Origin of the sequence: Mariprofundus ferrooxydans PV-1 (assembly GCF_000153765.1) — a bacterium.
Lineage (GTDB): Bacteria > Pseudomonadota > Zetaproteobacteria > Mariprofundales > Mariprofundaceae > Mariprofundus > Mariprofundus ferrooxydans.
Genome location: NZ_DS022295.1, coordinates 169,239 through 193,936, shown reverse-complemented (window position 1 = coordinate 193,936; position 24,698 = coordinate 169,239). Strand labels below are relative to the sequence as shown.

Genomic DNA, 24,698 nt, shown 5'->3' with positions numbered 1-24,698 from the left:
CCATGACAACCAGCGTAGCCGTCATCGGCGGCGGCCTGACCGGTCTAACTGCAGCCATTCGTCTGGCCGAACAGGGTATTAGCACAGAGCTGTTTGAAGCAGCTCCCTCGCTTGGCGGACGCACGCGCTCATTTTTTGAACCCACCATGCAACAGCTCTGCGATAATGGCCCGCATCTGCTGATCGGCGCTTATGCCGCAACCCGGCGATTGCTGCGCGATTGCAATGCGAAAACACCTGCACTGGCAACCGTCCCTGTCACTGCCATTATGGGATATCCGGCGCGGCCACTTCGCATTTCAGCCTGCTGCCAAACTCCCCTTTGCTCCGGCCCTACTGCTCGCCGCTGCCTCCATGCCGGGGCACTCGCTTACCTCCTCCCTTGCCATGCTGAGGCTGGCTGCCGCACTGCAACGGAAAAAACCGCCCCGGGAGAAACAGGTAGCCGGCTGGCTGGATGAGCTGCGCATCCCCGATCAGCTTGTACGTGATCTGCTTGAACCCCTGTGCCTGGGCGCAATGAATGAAGCAACAGAGACAGCCAGCACGCTCACCTTCAGGCGCGTACTGAAAGAGAGCTTTGCCGGTCGCGATCAGGCTCGGCTCGGCTGGTTTACAGCACCACTGCAAACCGCACTGATTGAACCGCTTGCACAACAGGCACGTCAACTCGGAGTGCAGATCCATACCGGCCACAGGGTCCGCCAGCTGGTTGGAGGCGATGAAGATGCGCGTGTCGATGGCAAAAACTATGACAAGGTTGTTGTCGCACTGCCCTCCCATGCCGCGGACAAACTGATGCATCGGCAGCTCACTCGTGAAACACGTGCGATCAGCAATATTCATCTGTGGCTGCGCCACGCCGTGCCTATGCCCGCACCGCTGATCGGCTGCATTGACGGTGTCGGGCAATGGTATTTCGATGTGTCGCAGCAGTGGCTTACAACTACGCCCGGCAAACATATCTGCGCTGTCATCAGCGCGGATGAAGGCCACAGATCCGGGCCGGATCTGGTTCGCTGCTGTATCGATGAGTTATCACAGTTATGCGGAATGAGCCAACAACCGGAACTCATCCATAGCCGCATTGTGAGTGAACGACGTGCAACCACACTGGTACGCCCCGATCATTCAGGCGGTGAATGTCTACCGGCATCAATCATCAATGCCTGTGAGACCCCCCTCCCCGGGCAGTTGCCGGCAACCATTGAATCTGCCGTCCGTCGCGGTGAAATCGCTGCGCAATCATGCATTCCGGGTCACACTTATCAGCCTTATCCACTTTAAGCAAGCAAAAAACATAAATAAATATTTATTGTTTTATTTTCCTTCGCCACCTCAATAAAAGCTCATAACATACTAATAAATATGTCTTATTACATGCGCCTAAAATAAAGGCATGCCACACACCTGTCACGCGCCTGCCTTATAGCTAAGGATATAGGCTCATCCATCCACAATGTTATCCACAGCATCTGTGGATACACGATGCAAACCCTTGCAAACAAACCGTTTAGGGTAAAAATAAGCCCTTATGAAGAAAACAGATCAGGATGCCATATCTCCCATGAAGCCATTTCGTACCCCCACACTGCAGGATAAACTGATCGGTGAGCTGGATCGGGCACTGAACAACATCTTCTGCGAGCAGGTCAGTTCACGCCCCTATCCTCCTGCGGATAATCCGGATGCATCAGATACTGCCAACTCGTCTGCGCACGAAATGACAGCCCAACAAAAGCGGCTGGCGGCTGGCCTGATGCGGGTCAACCATGCCGGAGAAATGGCTGCCCAGGCGCTCTATCAGGGGCAAAGCCTGACCGCACGCGACCCGGCTCTGGCAGAACGTCTTAAACACGCCTCGGTTGAGGAGAGCGATCACCTGAACTGGTGCCGACGCAGGCTGACGGAACTGGATGAAAAGCCTTCCCTGCTAGACCCGCTGTGGTATGCCGGCTCCTTCGCTATCGGCATGGCTGCCGGCATTGCAGGAGACCGCTGGAATCTGGGTTTTCTGGCGGAGACGGAGCATCAGGTCGTGCGTCATCTCGATAGCCACCTGGAACACCTGCCGCCTGAAGACAGCCGCAGCCGCGCCATCATTGAGCAGATGAAAATCGATGAACAGGGTCATGCAGAGCTCGCCGAGAACCTGGGTGCTGCTGAACTGCCGCAAGCGATCAAACAGGTCATGAAACTGACCTCGAAGGTGATGACCAGCCTGGCTGCAAAGTTGTAAACCCGGCTTTACCCGCAGCACACAACCCGAGCGACTATGCATGCGCGAGGTTGCCAATATTGTCTGCATCCATCATGGTCCCCGCCCGTTCATCGGGGAGGTGCAATCACGCAATCATCACCCCTGCCTGACGACCCCAACAAGGAGAAACATCATGCGTTATATTATTTCAATGATCCTGTTTTTGTACCCGGCGCTGGCCTGGTCAGAATATAATCCGCAAGCCATCAAGGCAGGCATGAGCGAGCATTCAGAGTCATTTCATATCAAAAACTGGAGAGCTGCGGGCGATGATGTTTCGGTTGCCGAGACAGGGCTGAAGGGTGTTATTATATCAGTAAGCAAAAACAATACGGAAGTCATCGCATCCCTGATGGATGCAGGCCAGATCGCACCGGCCATACTGCGCTGCATGGTTCTGGGCACGATTGGTCTCTCACCAAAGGATGAGGCACAACGCTCCAAAATCGGCGCACTGATTCAGGATGCCGCAACCACCGGAAGCAGCAGGTCGCTGACCATGAACGACGTAAAACTGGACGTCTCCTCAAAACAGGTGGTAGGCGATACATTCCTCTATTGCACGTTATCTCCCCCGGCTCAAAACACGCAATCGAGCGCAGGCCACGCCGGTAAGTAATAGCGTCCATGACGCATCTCACCGGCACTGCTATGCTTCAGATTGATTTCTATTGGAGGAGCACGTTCCATGTCCGGTCATAATAAATGGTCCAGCATCAAACACAAAAAAGCGGCAGTCGACGCCAAGCGCGGCAAGATTTTTACCCGCTACATCCGTGAAATCACTATCGCAGCCCGCCTGGGTGGCGATGATCCTGATGCCAATCCGCGCCTGCGAGCCGCTATCACCGCAGCCAAGGGCGTCAACATGCCCAGGGACAATATCGAGCGTGCCATCTCCCGCGGAGCCGGCGGCGATGACGGGGAGAATATTGAAGAGGTGCGTTACGAGGGTTACGGACAGGGCGGTGTTGCCATCTTGGTGGACTGCATGACCGACAATCGCAACCGCACCGTGGCCGACGTTCGTTCCGCCTTCAACAAGGGTGGCGGCAACATGGGTGAAGCCGGCTGCGTCAGCTGGATGTTTCATCAAAAAGGACAATTCGTCTTCGCAAGCGGCACGGTAGATGAAGAGCAGCTGATGGAGGTTGCTCTGGGCGCCGGCGCTGACGATATCGAAGAGGATAGCGATGCCGGCTGCATGATTGTCAGTTGTGAACCAACCGCCTTCGGCACGCTGCATCAGGCGCTCGATGATGTCGGGCTGGAGGCACAGGTTTCCGAAATATCATGGGTGCCGGAGAACAGCATCAGCGTCGAGGGAGAGGCGGCCGAAAAAGTGCTGGCCCTGATCGAGCGACTGGAAGATCTGGATGACGTACAGAATGTCTATGCCAACTACGATATATCCGATGCAGAAATCGAACGGATCTCTGCCTGAGCGTGCGCATACTCGGCGTTGATCCCGGATCACTGAAAACCGGCGTTGGTATTATTGATGTACAGGGCAACCGCATCCGCCATGTACATCACAGCGTCATTCGCTGTGGTGCGGGCGACTTTGATGATCGCCTGCACATACTCTTTAGCGGGCTGAAACTGGTGATTGCGGAATTCCACCCCACCCTTGCTGCCATTGAAGATGTGTTTGTATCGAAAAATGTCAATTCGGCGCTGAAACTGGGACAGGCGCGCGGCGCACTGATCGCTGCATGTACGGATTCCGGCCTGCGTGTCTCACCCTATTCCCCCACCAAAGTGAAGCAGGCTGTGGTCGGATTCGGCCGGGCAGACAAGGAGCAGGTACAACATATGATACGCATACTGCTGCATCCCCCCGAGCCACTGGCGGAAGATGCTGCAGATGCGCTTGCCGTGGCCATCTGTCATGCGCATCATGCCCCCATGCAAACACTTACAGGTACTTTACGATGATCGGCTGGCTCTCCGGCACAGTCAGAGCGCTGGACCCGGCAGGCAGCGTACTGCTGGTCACCGGCGGCATAGGCTATGATGTGAGCGTCAGCGTGCAGACGCTATGTAAACTGCGGCTGGGCGAGGCTGCCGAACTGTCGATTCATACCTATGTACGGGAGGATCAGATCACGCTGTTCGGATTCGCCAACAGCAATGAACGCGAGATCTTTCGCAAACTGACCAGCGTCTCCGGCATCGGTGCCCGTATGGCTCTGAACCTGATGGGCGGCATGAGCATTGAAGAGCTGATTGGCGCAATTGAGCACGCCGATGATCTGGCTATTGCCCGCACGCCCGGCATCGGCAAAAAAACGGCCCAGCGTCTGATTCTGGAGCTCCAGGGCAAATTGGGCAGTGTGGCTGCCGAGGGAGGCGCCGCGATCAGCAACAAGGCCGATGAAGTACGCTCCGCCCTGACCAATCTCGGTTACAAACCGGCACAGATCGATTTGGCACTCAAACATGTAGAACCGGCTGATTTTGAAAGCATGTTCCGCGCCGCCTTAAAGGCCATGAGTTAAACATGTCGGATGAGCAGGAGAGGCTGTTGGGCGGCGAAATAAACGCCAGCGACAACTGGGATGCAGCGCTGCGCCCGAAAAAGCTGGATGAGTATGTCGGTCAGGAAAAAATACGCGCTAATCTGGGCGTCTATATCAAGGCCGCCAGGGCACGCAATGAATCACTCGACCATGTCCTGCTCTACGGCCCTCCGGGACTCGGCAAAACCACGCTGGCCAATATCATCGCCATGGAGATGGGCGTACATATCCGCGCCACATCAGGCCCCGTTATTGAAAAACCGGGCGATCTGGCTGCCATGCTCACCAATATCGAAGAGGGCGACGTGCTGTTTATCGATGAGATTCACCGGCTCAGCCCGCAGGTTGAAGAGATTCTCTACCCTGCCATGGAGGATTTCCAGCTGGATCTGATCATCGGCCAGGGGCCGGCCGCTCGCTCGATCAAGATGGATATCCCGCGCTTCACGCTGGTTGGTGCAACCACACGGGCGGGACTGTTGACCAACCCGTTGCGCGACCGCTTCGGCGTGATTGAGCGACTGGAGTTCTACTCGCACCCGGAATTGACTCTGATTGCCGAGCGCTCGGCCAGACTGCTGAATATTCAGACCGATCACGGTGGCGCCCTGGAGATCGCCAGACGCTCACGCGGCACACCTCGCATTGCCAATCGATTGCTGCGACGGGTACGAGACTTTGCCGAAGTTGAACACAGCGGCGTGATTACCGGCAAAGTGGCCGACAGCTCACTGGAGAGACTGGAAGTCGATCATCTGGGACTCGATCATCAGGATCGACGGCTGCTGGCCGTGATGATCGACAAATACGGTGGCGGCCCGGTCGGACTCGACACACTGGCGGCATCGATTTCCGAGGAGCGCGATACCATTGAGGATGTGCTGGAGCCCTATCTGTTGCAGGAAGGGCTGATTGCCCGCACCCCGCGCGGGCGCACAGCCACCCCGCTCGCCTATGCCCATATGAATCGGGAGCTGCCCGACTCACTGCTACCGGATTCAAAACAGGAGTCGCTGCTGTGAGCCGTTTTTCGGAAAGTATCCCCGTGCGCGTCTATTATGAGGATACCGACCATGGCGGCGTAGTCTATTATGCCAATTACCTGAAATTCATGGAGCGCGGACGTACCGAATTCCTGCGCGCTATCGGTCTGGAGCTTGATGCGATTGAAACGGAATTCGGCATCCTGTTCGCCGTTACCGAGGCTCATGTCCGCTATCAGACACCGGCCCGATTTAATGACCTGCTCGAGGTGGATACGAGTCTGATCGAGATGCGCGGCGCCCGCCTTGCCTTCACCCAGACCATTTACCATCAGGCAACACGCAGACAACTCTGCACCGCCACCATCCGCCTTGCCTGCATCAACAGAGAGAGTGCTGCCTGCCGTATTCCGGCCCCGCTCATCAAGATATTACAGAATCACCTTAACAAGGAGCATATATGAATCAGGATCTCTCCATCCTCCATCTGATCCTCAATGCCGGAGTCATCGTGCAGGGCGTGCTGATCATGCTGATCATGCTATCGCTGATGTCATGGGCGATTATCTTTAACAAATGGCGTCTGTATCGAAAAACCCGCCGCGAAGCAGAGTTGTTCTCGCAGTCTTTCTGGGGCGGTACGGATATGGATACCGTACTGGCAGGTATTCCCCAGCAGTACCCGGACAGCTCTCTGCCCAATATTTTTCAGGCCGGTTACCGTGAATTCCTGCGCCTCAGACGCGATGCAAGCCAGAGCCACACGGCCAAGATCACGGCCGGCGGCGGCATCGACGGTGTGCGCAGGTCACTGGATGCCGCTTTCTCCCGCGAAATCGAGAAGCTCTCCCGCCATCTGGCCTTTCTGGCTACCGTCGGCTCCACATCGCCGTTCATCGGGCTGTTCGGCACGGTATGGGGCATCGTTAATGCCTTCCAGAGTATTGCGATGACCAAAAACACCGCCCTGACATCCGTTGCCCCCGGTATCGCGGAAGCGCTGGTAGCCACTGCATTCGGCCTGGTGGCGGCTATTCCGGCCGTGGTCGCCTACAACAAGTTCACTGCCGACCTCAAACGCATGGGCGCAAATATGGAGCAGTTCTCCTCAGAGTTCCTCAATATTATCGCCCGTCACGTCAAGGATTAATCATGTGGGCCGGTCAAAGCAAATGGGATAAGGGCACAGAACCGATGGGTGAGATAAATGTCACCCCGCTGGTCGATGTCATGCTGGTGTTGTTGATCATCTTCATGGTGACAGCGCCGCTACTCAGCCAGGGCGTCAATGTCGACCTGCCCGACGCCGAATCACCTGCCATGCAGCAGAATGTCGAGCCTCTGGTTGTCAGCATCCAGGCCGATGGCAAGCTGTTCATACAAAAACAGGCTATTGAGCTCAAGCAGTTGGCCCCGCGCATCGAAGCGATACGCAAGCAGAAGCCCGGCCTGCCCGTCTTTATTCGCGGCGACAGTAAAACCCCTTACGGGCGCGTTGCCGAAGTGATGAGCCTGCTGGAAACAGCCGGTATCCGGAAGGTCGGCCTTGTCACTGAGCCGCACCGCTAAACAAGGCGAAGGCGCCGCCGATCTCAAAAGTGCAGACCTGCTACTGGCAGTGCTGCTGCATCTGCTGGTGCTCATCATCATCCTGGTTCTCGCCTACTGGCAACAGGCACATAAAATCGAGCCGCTCAAACGCATTGAGGTAATGATGATCTCGGCCAAAGAGCTGGCCAAACTGGAGCAGCAGGCACACAACAGGCCTAAACATACCAAGGCTGCCGAGGTAAAACCAAAGCCAGTCATCAAAAAGCCGAAACCAAAGCCGGTAAAAAAAGCGAAGCCGGTTGTAAAACCAAAACCCGTGGTGAAGCCGAAACCGGTTGCTAAGCCAAAGGCCGTGGTAAAACCGGCCGCAAAACCGCACACAAAAACCATCCCCAAAGCGGATAAAAACTTCGACCCGTTCGCACCGGTTTCATCTTCAACTGATCGTTCCGCCACACATGCGCAGACCACACGTCCGGAGCTGGCTGATCTGGCCGGCAAACAGTTATCGACCAGTGAGAAGGAGCGTTATATCGCATTGATGCAGGCGGCCGTACAGGAGCACTGGAAAGTACCGGCAAGCAGCGGCACATTTACCGACCCGCTGGTGGAGATGAAACTGCTACCTAACGGCGATATCGCCTCAGTAAAAATTCTGGAAAGCTCCGGCAGTGCGTTGCTGGATGCATCTCTGGTTCGCGCTATTCAGGCCGCTGCACCGTTCCAAGTGCCTGCGCAGCAATTCGAATTTTTCCGGGTAAACAATCTGCGCTTTCACCCGCTAAAATAGAAGAAATTCGGTCTGGAAGGTGCTGATTTATTGGCCCTGCCAATAATCAACGCTTCCTTAGAAAGGATGAGACCTCGTCAGAAAACGAGGCTGCATCAATCGGTTTCTGTAAAAATCCGTTGAAGCCCATATCAAGCAAGCGCTCCTTTTCCCCCTTCATCACCGATGCCGTCAGCACAACCACGGGCAGGTCATCGAAACCATCCTTGCGCAGAATCGCCAGTGCTTCCAGGCCACTGATTCCGGGCATGCGCAAATCCATCAATACCAGGTCCGGCGGGTTTCTGCGAACCATCGCCACCCCCTCATCGCCGGCAGAGGCAGTTTCCACCTCGAAACCATCGAGCTCCAGTATATCCCGGGCCAACTCCAGATTCAGCGCATTATCATCAACAATCAATATGCGACTCATATCGAATCTCCCAATATACAGTGGTTACCGCCACTCTGACAGGCTTCATCAATGCGGGACTGCAACAGTTTCATTAACCGCTCCGAATCCTCACCGTCCAGCGGAAAGTGCACTACCCCGAATGAGGCGGTAAAGCCGGCCACCGCCCCCTGCGGTAGCGGAAAACGCTGATGCTGTATGCGCAGCCGCAACTTCTCAGCCACACGCGCAGCCCCGCTTGGCATGACAGCAGGCAAAAATATCTCAAACCGGTTTTCAGATATGCGGGCAAACACATCGCCATGCCGGATCAGGGCTTTCACCGTCTCGGCCATCTCCTTCAACGCTGCTACAGCCCACCGTTCCCCATGTTCTTTGGCATAGGCTTCATAACCATCCATCTCCCAGCCCAGCAGTGAGAATACACGCTGATGACGCAAGCCGTTGGCAACTTCCTGAGCCAGTCTGCGGCGCATATAACGCTGATTAAAGCAGCCCAGTGTCGTATCAATCAGATGCGCCTGCACCGGATAGAGCAACTCCAGCCGCTGCAAGTGGCGCATGATCTCCTTCTGATTGGAGTCGCCCTTGAGCAGCACGCGATCTGCCTGGTGACCCAGTTGCAGGATCTCCTCGCGACTCAGGTCCTTGGCCGTGAATATCAATACAGGGATATCCGCGACAGCCGGATTTTTGCGCAGGCTGGTCATAACATCAAAACCGCTCATCCCCGGCATCATCAAATCCAGAATAATCAGGTCCGGCTCCCGTTCAATCGCCTTGTGGATGCCCTCCTCACCATTTGCCGCGAGCAGGGTACGGTAGCCACCCTGTACCAGCATCTCCTTTAGCAGCTCACGCACAGAAGCATCATCGTCAATAACCAACACAGTCGGCAAAGCCTGACGAACCGGCACCATGCGACCATAACGGCTAATGACATCGACCATTTGATGCTGCGACATCCCCTTGGCGATCACGCCTACCTCTCCCATCGAGTATTCAGGAGTATCGTCCGTACCGCCGACCAGAATTACCGGCGTATCATGAATCGGCCGGCAGCTTTTAATGTCCTGCAGATTACGATGAGTCAGCTCTCCATCTGCAGACAGACCCAACATAATCAGAAACGGAAATGCGCTGGCAGCAGCCTGAATGCCATCCGCCACGTTGCTACAGACAACTGTTTCATACCAGCCTTCAGCTTCCAGCGAGCGAGCCACAGTAACGCCACGGGCATCCTGCTCATCAATAATAATAATGCGCGGACGCGGGCCGTGACTCGGGATAACTTCATCCACTTCATCTACTTCGTCCGAAATTGTATGATACGAAGCATCCACCCCGGCTTGCACATCATCATCAACTGCAGCCCTTCCATCCGAGTCAACAACGACGGTATCAAACGGCAACCTGATGATGAATGTACTACCATCACCCTCGCGGCTTTCGCCGCTTACATCGCCACCAAGCATCCGAACCTGCCTGCGCGTCAGTGCAAGGCCCAGACCTGTCCCTTCATAAGCACGGGCAAGGCCGCCATGCACCTGCACAAACGGCTCGAATATCTTTTCCAAATCCGCCGCTGGAATGCCAATACCGTTATCCTTCACATGCACGACCAGCTCTCTTTGACGCGCACTGACCACATTGATCTCCATCGACAGGGTGACACTCCCTCCCTCCGGCGTAAATTTGATCGCATTACCAACCAGATTCACCATCATCTGGTGCAGTTTGCCGCGATCGGTACGAATTAACTGGCCCTCGTCGGGACAGGCGTCCATTGTCAGTTTCAGTCCCTTCAGGCTGGCCAGCGATGTCATTTCCGCCATCACCTGATTTGCCACTTCACGGGGCGGAAACACCTGCTCCTCCACTACCATCATGCCTGCTTCAATACGGCTGATATCCAGCAGGTCGTTGATGATTTTCAGCAACCGCTTGCCGCTGGAATGAATATTTTCGACATATCGATGCTGTTTGCTATTGAGAGGCCCCATGCGTGGATTACCCATCAACTCCGAAAACCCGATAATCGCATTGAGCGGCGTACGCAACTCGTGGCTGGTATTGGCCAGAAACTGGTTTTTCGCCTCGCTGGCCTGAACCAGCTCCTCATTGATAATCTCCAGTTCCACCTCGCGGGCTCGCAACCGGGCATTGGAGGATTGCAGTTCACTGGTTCTCTCACTCACCTGTGATTCCAGCTCATCATTGAACCGCCTGAGCTGCTCCATGGCCTGCGCATTAGCCAGCGCAACGGCGCAGGCCGCCGAGAGCGCCTGCACAATAGTCTGATCCGCTTCGCTGAACGGTTGTCCATCGCCCCGATCCGTGAGATAAAGCGCCCCGATCACCCGATCACCAAACCTGATCGGAGTACCCAGGAAATGCTTCATTGGCGGATGTCCGGCCGGAAAACCGGAACTGGCAGGATGACCGTTGATATCATCGGTACGCACCGCTTCACCTTCATCCCAGAGCAGACCGAGCAAGCCCTTACCCTCAGGTGCATGATTGATTTTCGCCTCATCTTCAGCATCCATCCCCAAGGCGATGAACTGCTTGTTCCCCTCTTCATCCAGGTGGCCGAGCATGGCGTATTTCGCACCCGTCATCTGCATGGCCAATTCGCCAACCCGTCTCAGTACATCGTTTGATATGTTCTCGGACGAGAGGCTGATTGTCGCATCCACCAGCCCCTGCTGACGCACCAATAACTGCTGTTCAGCCTTGATCTCCTCTTCCAGCTGTTCAAGCAAAGAGTTCGAACATGCTGCCAACTCTCCCAGTTCATCATTGCGGGAGCGGTCAAAACGCTGCAAACGATCCCCTGCGCCGATACGGCGAGCTGTTTCAGCAAAACGGGTAATGGGAGAGAGAATGGTGCGCTGTGAATAGAGCCATACAGCCACGATCAACAACAGGGTCATGGCAAAAAAGATCATCAGCGCCTGCTCTTTCAGCGATGTAAGCATTGAGGCAGCCTGATCTGTGGAGATCGATAGCGACAGCACGCCACGATTAATATGTTTATCGTAGCCATGGCAGTGCAGACAGGCACTCTCTACCCGGATCGGGTAAAACAGCATCATGTGCCCACTCTCATCCTTGCGCAACCAGGGCGTCTCCGAATCGGCGACGGATTTAAACACTTTCGCCAGCTTATCCGGCACCTGTGCCGGAGCCCGCTCTACCGGACGCATGGCAAAATGCGCCTCCCCCAGCCAGCCGTTCACTGCCGAGAGTGTTTTCTGGTCGACAAAGGCTTCTACGCCGTCAGTTCTGTAGATGCGTACGCTGGAGACATCGGGCAATTTTGATACCCGCTTAATCCAGTCATGCGCTATAGGTGCATTGCCGGTGAGCATGATGCTTCTGAGACTGGCTTCCAGCGACTTGGCCGTCGTCAGTGCGCGCTCCCGTTCGCCCTGATCGGTCAGCGAAACACTGACCTTATCCAGCCAGAGCCAGCAGAAGAACAGCATCGATGCTGCCAGCCCCCCCACAACCAGTGATGTCCTTACGCTAATACTACTGAATCCCATATTGCTCATCCCGCTGTAATCGTTTGTTCGGGGCCCTGTTCCAACAACATGCTCACAGACTGTAGCAATTCACCCGGGTCTACCGGTTTCATGATTACTCTCACCGAATATGCGCCTGTATCGACAACGGGATTGCCACTGATAATGACGAAGCGGGTTATCAAATCGGGCTGGTGCTCTCCTACCCACGCCAGCAAATCGATGCCACTTCTCCCCCGCCCCAGATACATATCGCTGGCAAGTGCATCCACCGGAGTACCACGACGCAGCATCTCGATGGCATCGTTGATACTGTGCGCCGTCATGACATCATAATCGGATTCGAGTACCGCCATATAATATTCCAACTGCACCGGGTCGTCATCAACCACGAGAACACGTTGCCGTCTGGTTTCATCCGGCATGTGCAGCCCCTTTGCTGCCGCACTGCTCAAGCAGGCTGCGCATCGTTTCAATCAGCACAGGGGCTGCCACCGGCTTGTGCAGAATAGCATCCGGCCCTGCCTGCTCCAGCCTGTGCATGACCAGCCTGCGATTCTGAGCCCCTGTGATCACCAGAACGGGCATGGATCGGGCCAGTTCCACATCTTTTTTAATTCGCTGAATCAGCTCCAATCCGTTGATTTCCGGCATCATGATATCCAGCACCAACAGGTGAGGTTTGAAGCGCCCGATCTCGATCAAACCGGCATAACCATCGGAGGAGAAGACAAATTCGGCATCCATGCCACCAACCCCGCATGCATCTTCGATAAACACATGCATCTGAGGGTCATCATCAACCACCAGCACACGCGGGCGTTCTCCATTGCTATCAACCGATTGCAGTGGCTTCCTGTTCTTTGCACCTGAATTAAATTCTGCTGTGGCAAGAAAGCGGTCCAGCTCCACAGCCGGTATGCGCCAATGGCCACTGGGCAACTGAATTCCCCGAATATGGCCGCTCCTGATCCAGCTCTTGATCGTATTAAGACCGACGCCGCAGATGCGTGCCGCTTTGCCTGTGGTAATGAGATTCAACGCACCCTCCGTGCCAATCACGGATTATGATAGTTATGACAGTTTCGTCAATTATTATGGATTTGACAGGAGTACACACTGCCTGAACCTGCAGGCACACCTTTCCCGTGAAGGTTCATTGCACCTGAGCGGTTTTCCACCACGTTCAAAAGGTGTACAATCACCCGATAAGGGGAGATCTGCCATAACCCAGGCCATGTATCCCTCTTCCTGTTTATACGATATAAACACGACTATTCTGGAGAATGACAATGACAGACCCAGTAAAGCAATATGTGTACTCCTTTGCCAAAGGAGACGGTCATAACAAAATGCTGCTTGGCGGCAAGGGGGCCAACCTGTGTGAGATGACCCAGATCGGCCTGAATGTGCCGCCGGGGTTCACTATTACAACTGAGGCATGTCTGGCTTATCTGGAGAGCGGTAACACCCTGCCGGACGGCGTTATGAAGGAAGTCCGGGAGCAGATGACAACGCTGGAAAAACTGACAGGCAAGGGCTTCGGCGACGCCCATAACCCGCTACTCGTATCGGTCCGTTCAGGCTCAGCCATATCAATGCCCGGCATGATGGACACCATTCTCAATCTCGGTATGAACAGCGATACATTGCAGGGCGAAATTGAACAAACCGGCGATGAGCGCTTTGCCTATGATGCATACCGCCGCTTTATCCAGCTCTTCGGCAAAGTGGCCCTCGGTATAGCCGATGAACATTTTGATGAGCCGTTTGAATCCATCAAAAAACGTGAAGGCGTGAAAGAAGATGTAGGGCTATCGGCAGACAATCTGAAAGAGATCTCCGAAGTATTCCTTGAAGTCGTGCACGGCCAGACCGGCCGCCCTTTTCCTGAGAATCCATACGAACAGCTGGATCTGGCGATCAAGGCAGTACTCGGCTCCTGGTCGGGCAAGCGCGCGGTCGACTACCGTCGCGAATTTGGCATCACGCCGGATATGGCCAACGGCACGGCGGTCAATATCTGCACCATGGTATTCGGCAATCGCGGTAACGACTGTGCAACGGGCGTAGCCTTCACACGCAACCCCGGCACCGGTGAAAATATTTTTTACGGCGAGTATCTGGTCAATGCACAGGGCGAAGATGTGGTTGCAGGCATCCGCACGCCAAAACCAATCGCACAAATGCGTGAAGAGATGCCGGATATTTACCGTCAGCTTGAAGAGTTGCGCAGCAAGCTCGAAACGCATTACACCGAAATTCAGGATTTTGAGTTCACCATTGAGAAGGGAATCCTCTACTGCCTGCAGACTCGCAACGGCAAAATGAACACCCAGGCCATGGTTCGCACCTCGGTGGAGCTGGTAGCAGAAGGACTGATCAACAAGGAGCAGGCACTGCTGCGTATCGCACCGGAATCACTGGAGCAGATGCTCTTTCCGCGCCTGGATCCCAGAGCGGATGTTACACCGCTGGCCACCGGCCTGCCGGCCAGCCCCGGTGCTGCATGCGGCCACGTGGTATTTGATGCCGATCGTGCTGTGGCGCAGAAGAGCGTCAATAGCAGACCGCTTATTCTGCTGCGCGAGGAGACAAAGCCGGAAGATATCCACGGCTTTTTTGTCTCCGAAGCCATCCTCACATCACGTGGCGGCAAAACCAGTCACGCAGCCGTGGTTGCACGCGGCATGGGCAAGCCATGCGTGGCCGGTGCCGATGGTATTGAGGTAGATGTGGCGGCAAGGCGCGCACATATCGGTGACGTGGTTATTAAGGAGGGAGATATCATCACCATCGATGGCACCTCCGGTAACGTCTATCTCGGTGCCGTTCCAACCGTTGAGGCGGAGTTCTCTGAAGAGCTCAAGACGCTGCTTGGATGGGCTGATGAGCGGGCTGGCTTAAAGGTCATGGCCAATGCCGATATTCCGGAAGATGCTGAACGTGCGCTACGCTATGGCGCCATGGGTATCGGTCTGTGCCGCACAGAGCGAATGTTCAATGCCGCAGAGCGCCTGCCTATTGTACTTGAAATGATCGTCTCCGATACACTGGAGCAGCGTCAGGCCGCGCTGGACAAACTGCTACCCATTCAGCGACAGGATTTTATTGAACTGTTCACCACCATGGCACCGAATCCTGTGACCGTGCGTCTGCTTGATCCGCCTATTCACGAGTTTCTGCCTTCGGAAAATCAGCTGCTTGATGATCTGATTCAGCTAAAACACCTGAAGGATACGATGCGCGGATCGGAGGTGCTTTCGGCGACACTGAGCCTGCTCTCCAATATAAACGGTAAAATTGCACCCATTCAACAGCTGGCTGACTCCTCTCTTGTGGATGAAGCAATCGAGAAAAAGGAAGCTATCCTGAAGAAAGTACGCTCCCTGTTCGAAGTCAATCCGATGCTCGGCCATCGTGGCGTGCGGCTCGGCATCACCTTTCCGGAGATCTACGCCATGCAGATTCGTGCAGTGCTGGAAGCGGCCTGTGCATGTCAGAAAGCGGGCGTCGAAGTACATCCGGAGATCATGATTCCTCAGGTCTGCACATCCGAAGAGCTCAAGAGTATCAAGGTGCATGTTGAAGCCATCAGGAAAGAGGTGGAGCTCTCAGAGGGTGTTGCACCGATATTCAGGTTCGGCACCATGATGGAGGTTGTGCGCGCCTGTATGCGTGCCGACGAACTGGCTCAGGAAGCAGACTTCTTCAGCTTCGGTACCAATGACCTGACCCAGGCAACCTTCTCCTTCTCGCGTGAAGATGCTGAAAACAAGTTTCTGCCAATGTACAACGAAGCAGGTATCCTTCAGGACAATCCGTTTGAGGTACTCGATGCCAACGGCGTCGGCAAACTGATGAAACTGGCTGTCGGCTGGGGACGCGGCGTCAAACCGGATATGAAGATCGGCATCTGCGGCGAACACGGCGGCCATCCGGCTTCTATCCGCTTCTGCCACAAAATAGGACTGAGCTATGTATCCTGCTCAGGTCCGCGCGTACCGATTGCACGTCTTGCCGCCGCCCACGCAGCGCTGCTGGAATCCACTCAATAATTTGCCCGAATAAAAAAAGGTGGGCGAATGCCCACCTGATTAACGGATATGCTGATGCATGGCATAACCATGCATCAGCGCCTTATCTTATACGCCCGAATACTGGGCGTGGACCGAGCGCGCATGCATATCCGGCAGCTTGTTCAGTGCAGCAATCAGCGCTCTGGCGGAAGCCACAATGATATCGGTATCCGAGCCCTGCCCGTTGACGATACGATCGCCATTCTGCAAACGCACCGTCACTTCACCCTGGGCATCGGTACCGGCCGTGATCGCATTGACTGCATAGAGCAACAGCTTGCCATTGGGTTCAACCAGTGACTGGATAGCCTTGAATGCGGCATCCACCGGACCATCACCCTCGGCTGTCGCCTTATGCTCCACACCTTCAATATCGAGTACCACTGCCGCAACCGGCGCATCGCTTGTGCCCGATGCCGTATGCAGGGAAACCAGTTTAACACGCTCGGATTCCACACCGCCGTCACCGGAAAGCAGCGCCATCAGATCTTCATCAAAGATATCCTTTTTCTTGTCTGCCAACAGCTTGAAGCGGTTAAACACCTCAATCAGCCGCTCACCATCAAGCTCAACACCCAACTGCCCGTAACGCGACTTCAGCGCAGCCCTGCCCGAATGCTTGCCCAGTACCATCCGGTTGGTATTCAAGCCGACCGATTCCGGCGTCATGATCTCATAGGTCTTCTGGTGTTTAAGTACGCCGTCCTGATGAATGCCCGACTCATGTGCGAAGGCATTGGCGCCGACAATGGCCTTGTTTGCCTGAATCGGCATACCGGTAATCTGCGATACCAGTTTCGACGTCGGTACGATTTTCGTCGTGTCGATATCGGTATGCAGTGCATAACGATCAGCGCGGGTACGCAGAATCATGACGATCTCTTCGAGTGCCGCATTACCGGCACGCTCGCCCAACCCGTTAATGGTGCACTCCACCTGACGGGCACCGTTTTCAACGGCAGCCAGTGAATTGGCTACGGCCAAACCCAGATCATTATGACAATGCACGGAAATAATTGCCTGATCGGAGTTAGGTACGCGTTCAATCAACTCACGGATACGACCGCCGAATTCCGCCGGCGTCATATAACCCACCGTATCCGGAATATTGATCACCCGGGCACCGGCGGCAATCGTCGCCTCAACCACACGGCAGAGAAAATCCATATCGGTGCGACCCGCATCTTCTGCCGAGAATTCCACCTCCGGCACCAGCGAACGCGCCAGCTTCACCGATGCGACCGCACGTTCAAGCACCTGATCCGGCGTCATGCGCAATTTCGCTTCCATATGAATAGGACTGGTGGCAATAAAGGTGTGAATACGACCGTGATCGCCGGCAGGCTTGATCGCCTCTGCCGCACGCCGGATATCGCCCTCTGCCGCGCGCGCCAGACCGGCAATACACGGCCCGTGCACCTCCGAGGCAATGCGGTGTACCGCCTCAAAATCACCCGGTGAAGCGATGGGAAAACCTGCTTCAATGATATCCACACCGAGTGCTGCCAGAGCATGTGCCACACGAATTTTTTCGTCGATATTCATCGAGCAGCCCGGCGACTGCTCACCGTCGCGCAAGGTGGTATCAAAGATATATATACGGTCGCTCATTTCACTCTCCTCAGATTAGCAACTCAAACAGGGCATAAAAAAAGGCCGCGGGGTAAGCGCGGCCTGTATATCTGTTACTGAAACGCGTTCAGCAGACACACAGCCGTAGTCGCAGTAGCAGGTACTGACGCGTAAAAACGGATGTGTGCGTATAAAAGTTCATGTGACGTATTCAAGCAGTTTATTTCAACTCGGTCAAACCTGATCGCCGGGCTCATCATTTTTCACTGCCTCATTGGCCCGCGCAGCCTTTTCCGCCTTCTTCATTTTCCGCATACGCCGATAGCGGGCCAACCGCCAGTTCTGCCACAAACTGAGCATCGGTCCATGCAGGCAGTAGGCCAGCATAACCGTAAACGGGACACGGTAAGGATCGACCATCACCAGCCCGACGGTTAGGACCATCAACACCAGCACGCCGGTAGAACGGCGCTTGTTTAAATCGATATCCTTGCCGGAGATAAAACGCACATTACTGACCATTAACCACGCCAGAAACACCGAAGAAGCCAGCCACAACCACGGCTGCGGATCAAAACCGGATTTTTCGTGGTAGAGGACGGCCGTTGCAATAAGCAGTGCTGCTCCCGGTGTCGGCAGGCCCTGAAAATAGCGTTTATCCTGACACTCCAGCTGCACATTAAATCTGGCCAGTCGCAGCGCAGCGCCAGCCACCAGAAAAAAAGCGCCCAGCCATGCCAGCTTGTGAAGATCCGCCGGCAGGTGAATCAGTGCCCACAGATACACCAGTACCGCCGGCGCAATACCGAATGAGAGCATATCGCAGAGTGAATCATATTCAGCGCCAAATGCAGTCTCGGCATGCAGCATGCGTGCTACACGGCCATCAAGCATATCAAACACGGCAGCGGCCAGAATCGCCCAGGCCGCCAGTTCATAACGTCCCTGAACGGCTGCAATCAGGGCATAAAAACCGGAAAAAAGGCCCATTGTGGTAAACAGGCTGGGCAGCACATAAACGCCCCGACGCCCCATACGCTCTTTAAGTTTAGTCATCTGCAGGACTCACTTGATTCGGCACCGTGCCCCGTACATACAGGCAATGCTGCAATGGAAATCATAAATGGCCATCCCTCTGGAGCAAAAGACAGTGAGCCTCCGGATGACCGGGAGTAGGTAGTTTTTTGAACATGCCCTAATGCTACAGTCTGGCCAGCCGATACCCAAGCACCTGCTGTTACATCAACCTGAAACAAACGATTTGCCACAACTAAAACGCAGAGTTACACAATTTAGAGGCATACAGGAGGAGCGAAAATCCCCACCCTGTTGGATAAACCCGTCATCACACAAGTTTGCAGTGGGATTTAATTCGGGGTAATGCGCTGCATGCCACCCATATAGGGTTGCAGCACTTGCGGAATCAGCACGGAGCCATCGCTCTGCCAGCCGTTTTCCAGCACCGCCACCAGACAGCGTCCGATCGCCAGACCCGAACCGTTCAGCGTTGCCGCCGGTTGCGGTTTGCCGCTCTCGTCGCGATAACGGATACCTGCACGGCGGCCCTGAAACTGGCCGAAGGATGAACAGGATGAGATTTCACGATAGCAGTTCTGGCTCGGCAGCCATACTTCCAGATCATAGGTTTTCTGTGACGAGAAACCGATATCGGCGCTGCACAGCTCAACCTTGCGGTACGGCAACTCCAGCGCCTGCAGCACCGCTTCTGCATGAGCGGTCAGCTCTTCCAGGTCAGAGAGCGCCCGCTCCGGCGTGGTGATATGAACCAGCTCCACCTTGTCGAACTGATGCTGGCGGATAATACCGCGCTCATCGCGACCGGCGCTTCCCGCCTCACGTCGGAAACAGGGCGTATAGGCACAATGGCGTTTCGGCAGCTCTGAGGCATCGAGAATCTTGTCCTGATAGAGATTAGTGACCGGCACTTCGGCCGTCGGGATCAGAAAGGCATCCTCCCCCTCCAGCTTGTACAGATCATCGGCAAACTTCGGCAGCTGCCCGGTTCCTGTCATCGTCTTGCTGTTGGCAATAGCAGGGACCCACACCTCTTGATAACCGTGTGCATCGGCATGCAGATCAAGCATGAACTGCATCAGTGCACGCTCCATGCGGGCAGCAGCTCCCTTCATAACCGTAAAACGGCTGCCTGCAAGCGTTGCTCCCGCCTCAAAATCGAGGATGCCGAGATCCACGCCGATATCCCAGTGGGGTGGCACCTCATCCATGCGCGGGTTGCCCCAGCGACTGACTTCGACATTGTCGTCTTCGCTTGCGCCATTCGGTACAGAGTCATGCAGCGGATTGGGAATCTCCAGCAGCGCAGCTGCAAATTCAGCTTCCGCATCCTTTGCCTGAGCATCCAGTGCCTTGGCCTGGCGAGCCACCTCACCCATCGCCGCCATCTCGGCAGATGCATCTTCGCCGGCACCCTTCTTCTGCCCGATCAGCTTCGATACGCGATTGCGATCAGCCTGAAGTGCTTCGGATTCCGTCTTCAGCTCACGCTGGCGTATATCAAGCAGCGCCACCTTCGCCCAGGCACTGCCTGCACCCACCACATCCTCTCCACGGCGGGCAAGCGCTGCCTGCATGGAGTCGAAATCACGCCGTAATGCCTGCCGATCTATCATGCATCATCACCTTCATCGTTACTGACATCACTCTCGCCTGCTGCCTCTTGCTGCTCCCCGGCAGCCGCGTCATTCGCAGTCGCTTCGTCAGCAGTGCCTTCGATCAGTTCGTCCGTAGCAAGCTCATCGTCCGCCTGTTCAGCCACGCGTACCGCACCGATCACGCGCTCGCCTTCCTTGCAGGCGATCAGCTTCACGCCCTGGGTATTGCGACCGATCACCGATACACCGTTGAGACGAATCCGCACCAGTCGACCACTATCGGTCATCATCATCACCTGATCATCATCGTGCACCAGTAGTGCCGCAACCATGTCGCCATTGCGTCCGCCGGTCTTCAGCGTAAATACGCCCTGTCCGCCGCGCTTCTGCACATTGTATTCGGAGACTGAAGTTCGCTTGCCGAAACCATTCTCGGACACCGCCAGCAATGTGGCCTCATCCGACACCAGCGTCATCGAAATCACATTGCAATCACCTGGCAGGCGCATGCCGGTAACACCACGGGTCGAGCGACCCATCGGACGCACATCGGATTCAGCAAAACGAATCGCCTTGCCTCCGCTGGTTGCCAGCATGACATCTTCATCCCCGTTGGAAACGAGCACACTGATCAGACCGTCATCATCATCGAGCTTGATGGCAATAATACCATTGGCCCGGATATTCTGATATTCGGAGAGCCGCGTCTTTTTCACAACACCGTTTTTCGTGGCCATGATAATAAACCGGTTCTCGTCAAACTCACGAATCGCCAATGTCGCAGAGATGCGCTCATCTTTCTCTACCGGCAGCAGATTCACCAGCGCCTTACCGCGCGCCGTACTGCCTGCCTGCGGCACTTCATAAACCTTCTTGCGGAACACACGCCCCTGATCAGAGAAGAACAGCAGGTAGTCATGCGTGGAAGCGACCATCAGCTGTGCGACAAAATCCTCATCTTTGGTGGTCATCGCTGTCTTGCCCTGTCCTCCTCGCCGCTGGGCGCGGTAGAGGGATGTCGCATTGCGTTTGATATAACCTTCATTGGAGATGGTCACGACCATGTCCTCTTCGGTAATCAGATCTTCCACGGAGAGTTCCGCCGTTTCATCCATGATCTCACTGCGACGCGGATCCGCATAACGATCCCGAACCGCCTCCATCTCCTCGACAATCACATTCATCAGCAACTTCTCATCAGCCAGAATGGCTTTGAGATGGGTAATCAGACGCTGGATCTCTTCGTATTCCGCTTTAATCTTGTCCCGCTCAAGCCCGGTCAGGCGTTGCAGACGCATATCAAGAATCGCCTGAGCCTGCAGGTCGGAGAGACCGAAATGCTCCATCAGCCCTGCTTTGGCTTCCGCTCCGGTCTGGCTGGCACGAATCAGTTTGATCACTTCATCAATACGATCCAGGGCAATCAGCAAACCTTCCAGAATATGGGCACGTGCTTCAGCTTTGGCCAGATCAAACAGGCAGCGACGCGTCACCACCTGACGACGGTGATCCAAAAAGTGCAGCAACAGCTCTCTTACACCGCACAACTTCGGCTGGCCATCCAGCAGCGCCAGCAGGTTGCAGCCGAAGTTGCATTGCAACTGCGTATGCTTGTAAAGGTTATTCAGCACCACTTCAGGAATTTCATTCTTTTTCAGCTCAATGGCGATACGCATGCCGTCACGATCCGACTCATCACGCAGATCGGTAATACCTTCGAGCTTCTTGTCGCGAACCTGATGGGCAATATTCTCAATCAGATTGGCCTTGTTCACCTGATATGGCAGCTCGGTAATAATCAGAGACTGGCGATGCGTACGCGGATTTACCTCAACAATCGCGCGCGCGCGCATCGTCACCGAACCGCGGCCGGTCATGAAGGCACTGCGTATACCGCTGCGGCCGTAAATAAATCCGCCGGTCGGAAAATCCGGGCCGGGCATAATCTGCATCAGCTCATCATCATCAATCTCGGGGTTGTTCACCAGAGCAATGGTGGCATTGATGGTTTCAGCCAGATTATGCGGCGGAATATTGGTGGCCATACCCACAGCAATGCCCTGAGAACCATTGATCAGCAAATTGGGATAGCGAGCCGGCAACACCTTTGGCTCACGCATCGATTCATCGTAGTTAGGGCCGAAATCAACGGTGTCCTTGTCGATATCCGCCAGCAGCTCACCGGCCAGGCGACTCATGCGGGCTTCGGTATAACGCATGGCCGCCGGCGAATCGCCATCAACCGAACCGAAGTTTCCCTGCCCGTCCACCAGCACATGACGCATGCTCCATGGCTGGGCCATACGCACCAGCGCATCATAGACCGCTGAATCGCCGTGCGGATGATATTTACCGATTACATCACCGACCACACGCGCCGACTTCTTGAATGGCTTATCAAAGGTCGAACCCAGATCCTGCATGGCAAAGAGAATACGTCTGTGTACCGGCTTCAAACCGTCGCGGGCATCCGGCAAGGCTCGCCCGACAATCACGCTCATGGCGTAATCCAGATAGGAGCGTTTCATCTCATCTTCGATGAGTACCGATACTGACGAGTTCAGGGTTTCATCCATAATCAACCTCTTTATCACGGAACATCTAAAAACCGCATACATGCAGCTCTTTCATAACGGAAAAGAAAATATTCTGCTTCGCCTTTCCCTACATCTACTCAACGTCAGCGATACTCCTGCCGCTGTCGTTATTAAACATTAACTGGTGCCCTCGGCGCGATTCGAACGCACGGCCTGTCGCTTAGGAGGCGACCGCTCTATCCAGCTGAGCTACGAGGGCGGAGGAAACAGATAACTGCTCCCAAAGGAAGCGCTGATTCATACATTGCTTCCATCATCTTAAAACACGCGCAAAACTGCGCTTTTTCGCCTGCCTGACGGGGGCTGACAACTTCTCGGCATTAAACACCCGGCGACGGCCTCGAAGCATAGCGTCATCAGCCATCGTGTGCACGGTGAAATAGCCATAATTCATGCATGATCAATAATGCAACAGACTCTCCACCCGGGTTCCGGACAAGGCTTTGTGCCCCTCAAGAAAATCCAGCTCAATAAGAAACAGACAGGCATCGACTGTTGCGCCCAGTTGCCCGACCAGTTTAACGGTCGCCGCAGCCGTACCTCCGGTTGCCAGCAGGTCATCAACGATGACTACACGATGACCTGCACTCAAGGCGTCGCGATGGATTTCCAGACGGTCAAAACCATATTCCAGCTCATATTCAATACTGTGCACATCCGCAGGCAGCTTGCCGGGTTTGCGCACCGTGATTAGCCCCAGCCCCAGCTTCTGAGCCAGTGCCGCACCAAAAATAAATCCGCGCGACTCTATGCCCACAATCGCATCGACATCCGAACCCACCAGCGCGGCCATCTCTGCAATGGTGGCGGCAAAAGCCTCCCCGTTTGCCAGCAGCGGCGTGATATCCTTGAACACAATGCCCGGCTTGGGAAAATCCGGCACATCACGAATATATTCCTGCCATTGGCCTGCGGAATCCGCCATCAGAGTATCTCCTCAAAATCTATATTTTCCTGGCTGACAATCCGACGCAACTTTTGCAGCGCCTGCACCTGAATCTGGCGAATGCGCTCGCGTGTCACCCCAAGCTGTTCCCCGATCATTTCCAGCGTCCACGGATCACCGGCATCGTCCAGGCCATAACGCAGACGCACCACCTCCCGCTCCTTCTTCTCCAGTTTACTCATCCAGACCTGCAGTATCTCATTGCGCAGCACGGTCTGCATCTGATCTCCAGGGGATTCCGCCGCCTCATCCGCAGTCACATCATAAAGCGTGAAGTCGCTGTCATCATGCAGCATATCATCGGCACTATCCGTTCGCACCGCCGCACCCATCAACTCCTGAATGCGTTGCACTGAAACACCCATCGCTTCAGCGATCTCAACATCCGTCGGGTCACGCTCCAGCTCTGAGCGCAAACGATTGGTGTGTTTGGTCAGGGCATAAAGCTCTTTGCCCACATGCACCGGCACTCGAATCGTGCGAGACTGATTCATGATCGCGCGCTCAACCGCCTGACGAATCCACCATGTTGCATATGTCGAAAACCGGCAGCCGTGCGTCACATCAAATTTTTCCACAGCCCTTATCAAGCCCAGGTTTCCCTCTTCAATCAGATCCGCCAAAGCCACACCGCGGTTCATATACCGGCGGGAGATCTTGACCACCAGACGCAAATTGGCCTGCACCATATAGTGATGAGCCTCTTTATCGCCTGCGCCAATACGCTTGGCCAATGCGATTTCCTCTGCAGCCGTCAGCAATTCATAGCGTGATATCTCGCGCATATAAATAGCCATCGGCTCCAAACCGCCGCTGTTGCTGCTCACGGTTTACACCATAGCCA

The 24,698-nt window shown here is 55.0% G+C and carries 22 protein-coding genes, 1 tRNA gene and 1 pseudogene; 13 read left to right on the top strand and 11 right to left on the bottom strand.

From position 1 onward, the window contains the following. Window positions 1-2: 2 nt before the first annotated feature. The 12 genes and pseudogenes from SPV1_RS14640 to SPV1_RS07665 all read left to right on the top strand — a co-directional run. A pseudogene (locus tag SPV1_RS14640) lies at window positions 3-176 on the top strand (FAD-dependent oxidoreductase); the annotation flags it as partial. Between the two features lie 49 nt (window positions 177-225). Beyond that, window positions 226-1,287 (top strand): FAD-dependent oxidoreductase, encoded by a 1,062-nt coding sequence (locus SPV1_RS07715; RefSeq protein WP_231288428.1) that lies wholly within the window; start codon window positions 226-228, stop codon window positions 1,285-1,287. A 247-nt stretch (window positions 1,288-1,534) separates the two neighbouring features. After that, window positions 1,535-2,239 carry a 2-polyprenyl-3-methyl-6-methoxy-1,4-benzoquinone monooxygenase gene (coq7, locus tag SPV1_RS07710; protein WP_009850585.1) on the top strand — a complete coding sequence of 235 codons (705 nt, stop codon included), beginning with the start codon at window positions 1,535-1,537 and terminating at the stop codon, window positions 2,237-2,239. Window positions 2,240-2,393: 154 nt separating this feature from the next. Further along, window positions 2,394-2,879, top strand: a complete 486-nt coding sequence (locus SPV1_RS07705) for a hypothetical protein (protein ID WP_040881743.1) — start codon at window positions 2,394-2,396, stop codon at window positions 2,877-2,879. Between the two features lie 69 nt (window positions 2,880-2,948). Next, on the top strand, window positions 2,949-3,704 hold the full coding sequence (locus SPV1_RS07700; RefSeq protein WP_009850583.1) for a YebC/PmpR family DNA-binding transcriptional regulator: 756 nt from the start codon (window positions 2,949-2,951) through the stop codon (window positions 3,702-3,704). Between the two features lie 2 nt (window positions 3,705-3,706). Beyond that, on the top strand, window positions 3,707-4,198 hold the full coding sequence (gene ruvC / locus SPV1_RS07695; RefSeq protein WP_009850582.1) for a crossover junction endodeoxyribonuclease RuvC: 492 nt from the start codon (window positions 3,707-3,709) through the stop codon (window positions 4,196-4,198). Further along, the gene (ruvA, locus tag SPV1_RS07690; RefSeq protein WP_009850581.1) at window positions 4,195-4,761 is read left to right on the top strand and encodes a Holliday junction branch migration protein RuvA; all 567 of its coding nucleotides are present in this window, start codon (window positions 4,195-4,197) and stop codon (window positions 4,759-4,761) included. The genes ruvC and ruvA overlap by 4 nt, the downstream gene beginning before the upstream one ends. Before the next feature lie 2 nt (window positions 4,762-4,763). Beyond that, window positions 4,764-5,804 (top strand): Holliday junction branch migration DNA helicase RuvB, encoded by a 1,041-nt coding sequence (ruvB, locus tag SPV1_RS07685; RefSeq protein WP_009850580.1) that lies wholly within the window; start codon window positions 4,764-4,766, stop codon window positions 5,802-5,804. Then, window positions 5,801-6,229: a tol-pal system-associated acyl-CoA thioesterase gene (gene ybgC, locus SPV1_RS07680; RefSeq protein WP_009850579.1), complete on the top strand. Its 429-nt coding sequence runs from the start codon at window positions 5,801-5,803 to the stop codon at window positions 6,227-6,229. The genes ruvB and ybgC overlap by 4 nt, the downstream gene beginning before the upstream one ends. After that, complete coding sequence (tolQ, locus tag SPV1_RS07675) at window positions 6,226-6,915, top strand: protein TolQ (RefSeq protein WP_009850578.1); 690 nt, start codon at window positions 6,226-6,228, stop codon at window positions 6,913-6,915. Before ybgC ends, tolQ begins: the two co-directional genes overlap by 4 nt. Window positions 6,916-6,917: 2 nt before the next feature. After that, window positions 6,918-7,334, top strand: a complete 417-nt coding sequence (tolR, locus tag SPV1_RS07670) for a protein TolR (protein WP_009850577.1) — start codon at window positions 6,918-6,920, stop codon at window positions 7,332-7,334. Continuing rightward, entirely contained in the window at window positions 7,312-8,106 is a 795-nt protein-coding gene (locus SPV1_RS07665; RefSeq protein WP_009850576.1) for an energy transducer TonB, read from the top strand. Before tolR ends, SPV1_RS07665 begins: the two co-directional genes overlap by 23 nt. A 46-nt stretch (window positions 8,107-8,152) precedes the next feature. Here SPV1_RS07665 and SPV1_RS07660 read toward each other — a convergent pair whose 3' ends face one another. Genes SPV1_RS07660 through SPV1_RS07645 form a run of 4 tightly spaced genes read right to left on the bottom strand, consistent with a single transcriptional unit; the run spans window position 8,153 to window position 13,068 of the window. Further along, on the bottom strand, window positions 8,153-8,518 hold the full coding sequence (locus SPV1_RS07660) for a response regulator (protein ID WP_009850575.1): 366 nt from the start codon (window positions 8,516-8,518) through the stop codon (window positions 8,153-8,155). Further along, complete coding sequence (locus SPV1_RS07655) at window positions 8,515-12,048, bottom strand: ATP-binding protein (protein ID WP_152909246.1); 3,534 nt, start codon at window positions 12,046-12,048, stop codon at window positions 8,515-8,517. The genes SPV1_RS07660 and SPV1_RS07655 overlap by 4 nt, the downstream gene beginning before the upstream one ends. 5 nt (window positions 12,049-12,053) lie before the next feature. Further along, window positions 12,054-12,452: a response regulator gene (locus tag SPV1_RS07650; protein WP_009850573.1), complete on the bottom strand. Its 399-nt coding sequence runs from the start codon at window positions 12,450-12,452 to the stop codon at window positions 12,054-12,056. Next, the gene (locus SPV1_RS07645; RefSeq protein ID WP_018295341.1) at window positions 12,442-13,068 is read right to left on the bottom strand and encodes a response regulator; all 627 of its coding nucleotides are present in this window, start codon (window positions 13,066-13,068) and stop codon (window positions 12,442-12,444) included. Before SPV1_RS07645 ends, SPV1_RS07650 begins: the two co-directional genes overlap by 11 nt. A 251-nt stretch (window positions 13,069-13,319) precedes the next feature. Here SPV1_RS07645 and ppdK point away from each other — a divergent pair, with 251 nt between their 5' ends. Next, the gene (gene ppdK, locus SPV1_RS07640) at window positions 13,320-16,085 is read left to right on the top strand and encodes a pyruvate, phosphate dikinase (RefSeq protein WP_009850571.1); all 2,766 of its coding nucleotides are present in this window, start codon (window positions 13,320-13,322) and stop codon (window positions 16,083-16,085) included. An 87-nt stretch (window positions 16,086-16,172) separates the two neighbouring features. Here the strand turns inward: ppdK and SPV1_RS07635 are convergent, their stop codons facing one another. The 7 genes from SPV1_RS07635 to SPV1_RS07605 all read right to left on the bottom strand — a co-directional run bounded on the left by SPV1_RS07635 (window position 16,173) and on the right by SPV1_RS07605 (window position 24,681). After that, a complete protein-coding gene (locus tag SPV1_RS07635; RefSeq protein ID WP_009850570.1) occupies window positions 16,173-17,717 on the bottom strand; it encodes a 2-isopropylmalate synthase in 1,545 nt (514 codons plus the stop codon). Window positions 17,718-17,912: 195 nt separating this feature from the next. Then, window positions 17,913-18,734, bottom strand: a complete 822-nt coding sequence (gene pssA / locus SPV1_RS07630; protein WP_018295338.1) for a CDP-diacylglycerol--serine O-phosphatidyltransferase — start codon at window positions 18,732-18,734, stop codon at window positions 17,913-17,915. Between the two features lie 311 nt (window positions 18,735-19,045). Then, entirely contained in the window at window positions 19,046-20,329 is a 1,284-nt protein-coding gene (gene serS, locus SPV1_RS07625; RefSeq protein ID WP_009850568.1) for a serine--tRNA ligase, read from the bottom strand. Continuing rightward, window positions 20,326-22,887: a DNA gyrase subunit A gene (gyrA, locus tag SPV1_RS07620; RefSeq protein ID WP_009850567.1), complete on the bottom strand. Its 2,562-nt coding sequence runs from the start codon at window positions 22,885-22,887 to the stop codon at window positions 20,326-20,328. Before gyrA ends, serS begins: the two co-directional genes overlap by 4 nt. A 143-nt stretch (window positions 22,888-23,030) precedes the next feature. Then, a tRNA-Arg gene (locus tag SPV1_RS07615) sits at window positions 23,031-23,107 on the bottom strand. Window positions 23,108-23,308: 201 nt separating this feature from the next. Continuing rightward, window positions 23,309-23,833, bottom strand: coding sequence for an adenine phosphoribosyltransferase (locus tag SPV1_RS07610; protein ID WP_009850566.1), 525 nt, complete (start codon window positions 23,831-23,833; stop codon window positions 23,309-23,311). After that, window positions 23,833-24,681, bottom strand: a complete 849-nt coding sequence (locus SPV1_RS07605) for a sigma-70 family RNA polymerase sigma factor (RefSeq protein ID WP_009850565.1) — start codon at window positions 24,679-24,681, stop codon at window positions 23,833-23,835. The genes SPV1_RS07610 and SPV1_RS07605 overlap by 1 nt, the downstream gene beginning before the upstream one ends. Window positions 24,682-24,698 lie beyond the last annotated feature (17 nt).

Excerpts from the sequence above, each read along its gene's own strand:
- tolR (WP_009850577.1), top strand. The coding sequence starts at position 6,918 with ATGTGGGCCGGTCAAAGCAAATGGGATAAGGGCACAGAACCGATGGGT.
- ruvA (WP_009850581.1), top strand. The coding sequence starts at position 4,195 with ATGATCGGCTGGCTCTCCGGCACAGTCAGAGCGCTGGACCCGGCAGGC.
- SPV1_RS07650 (WP_009850573.1), bottom strand. The coding sequence starts at position 12,452 with ATGCCGGATGAAACCAGACGGCAACGTGTTCTCGTGGTTGATGACGAC.
- ruvB (WP_009850580.1), top strand. The coding sequence starts at position 4,764 with ATGTCGGATGAGCAGGAGAGGCTGTTGGGCGGCGAAATAAACGCCAGC.
- coq7 (WP_009850585.1), top strand. The coding sequence starts at position 1,535 with ATGAAGAAAACAGATCAGGATGCCATATCTCCCATGAAGCCATTTCGT.
- ppdK (WP_009850571.1), top strand. The coding sequence starts at position 13,320 with ATGACAGACCCAGTAAAGCAATATGTGTACTCCTTTGCCAAAGGAGAC.
- SPV1_RS07655 (WP_152909246.1), bottom strand. The coding sequence starts at position 12,048 with ATGGGATTCAGTAGTATTAGCGTAAGGACATCACTGGTTGTGGGGGGG.
- SPV1_RS07610 (WP_009850566.1), bottom strand. The coding sequence starts at position 23,833 with ATGGCGGATTCCGCAGGCCAATGGCAGGAATATATTCGTGATGTGCCG.
- tolQ (WP_009850578.1), top strand. The coding sequence starts at position 6,226 with ATGAATCAGGATCTCTCCATCCTCCATCTGATCCTCAATGCCGGAGTC.
- SPV1_RS07715 (WP_231288428.1), top strand. The coding sequence starts at position 226 with ATGCGAAAACACCTGCACTGGCAACCGTCCCTGTCACTGCCATTATGG.
- pssA (WP_018295338.1), bottom strand. The coding sequence starts at position 18,734 with ATGACTAAACTTAAAGAGCGTATGGGGCGTCGGGGCGTTTATGTGCTG.
- SPV1_RS07700 (WP_009850583.1), top strand. The coding sequence starts at position 2,949 with ATGTCCGGTCATAATAAATGGTCCAGCATCAAACACAAAAAAGCGGCA.
- SPV1_RS07635 (WP_009850570.1), bottom strand. The coding sequence starts at position 17,717 with ATGAGCGACCGTATATATATCTTTGATACCACCTTGCGCGACGGTGAG.
- SPV1_RS07705 (WP_040881743.1), top strand. The coding sequence starts at position 2,394 with ATGCGTTATATTATTTCAATGATCCTGTTTTTGTACCCGGCGCTGGCC.
- serS (WP_009850568.1), bottom strand. The coding sequence starts at position 20,329 with ATGATAGATCGGCAGGCATTACGGCGTGATTTCGACTCCATGCAGGCA.
- SPV1_RS07660 (WP_009850575.1), bottom strand. The coding sequence starts at position 8,518 with ATGAGTCGCATATTGATTGTTGATGATAATGCGCTGAATCTGGAGTTG.
- gyrA (WP_009850567.1), bottom strand. The coding sequence starts at position 22,887 with ATGGATGAAACCCTGAACTCGTCAGTATCGGTACTCATCGAAGATGAG.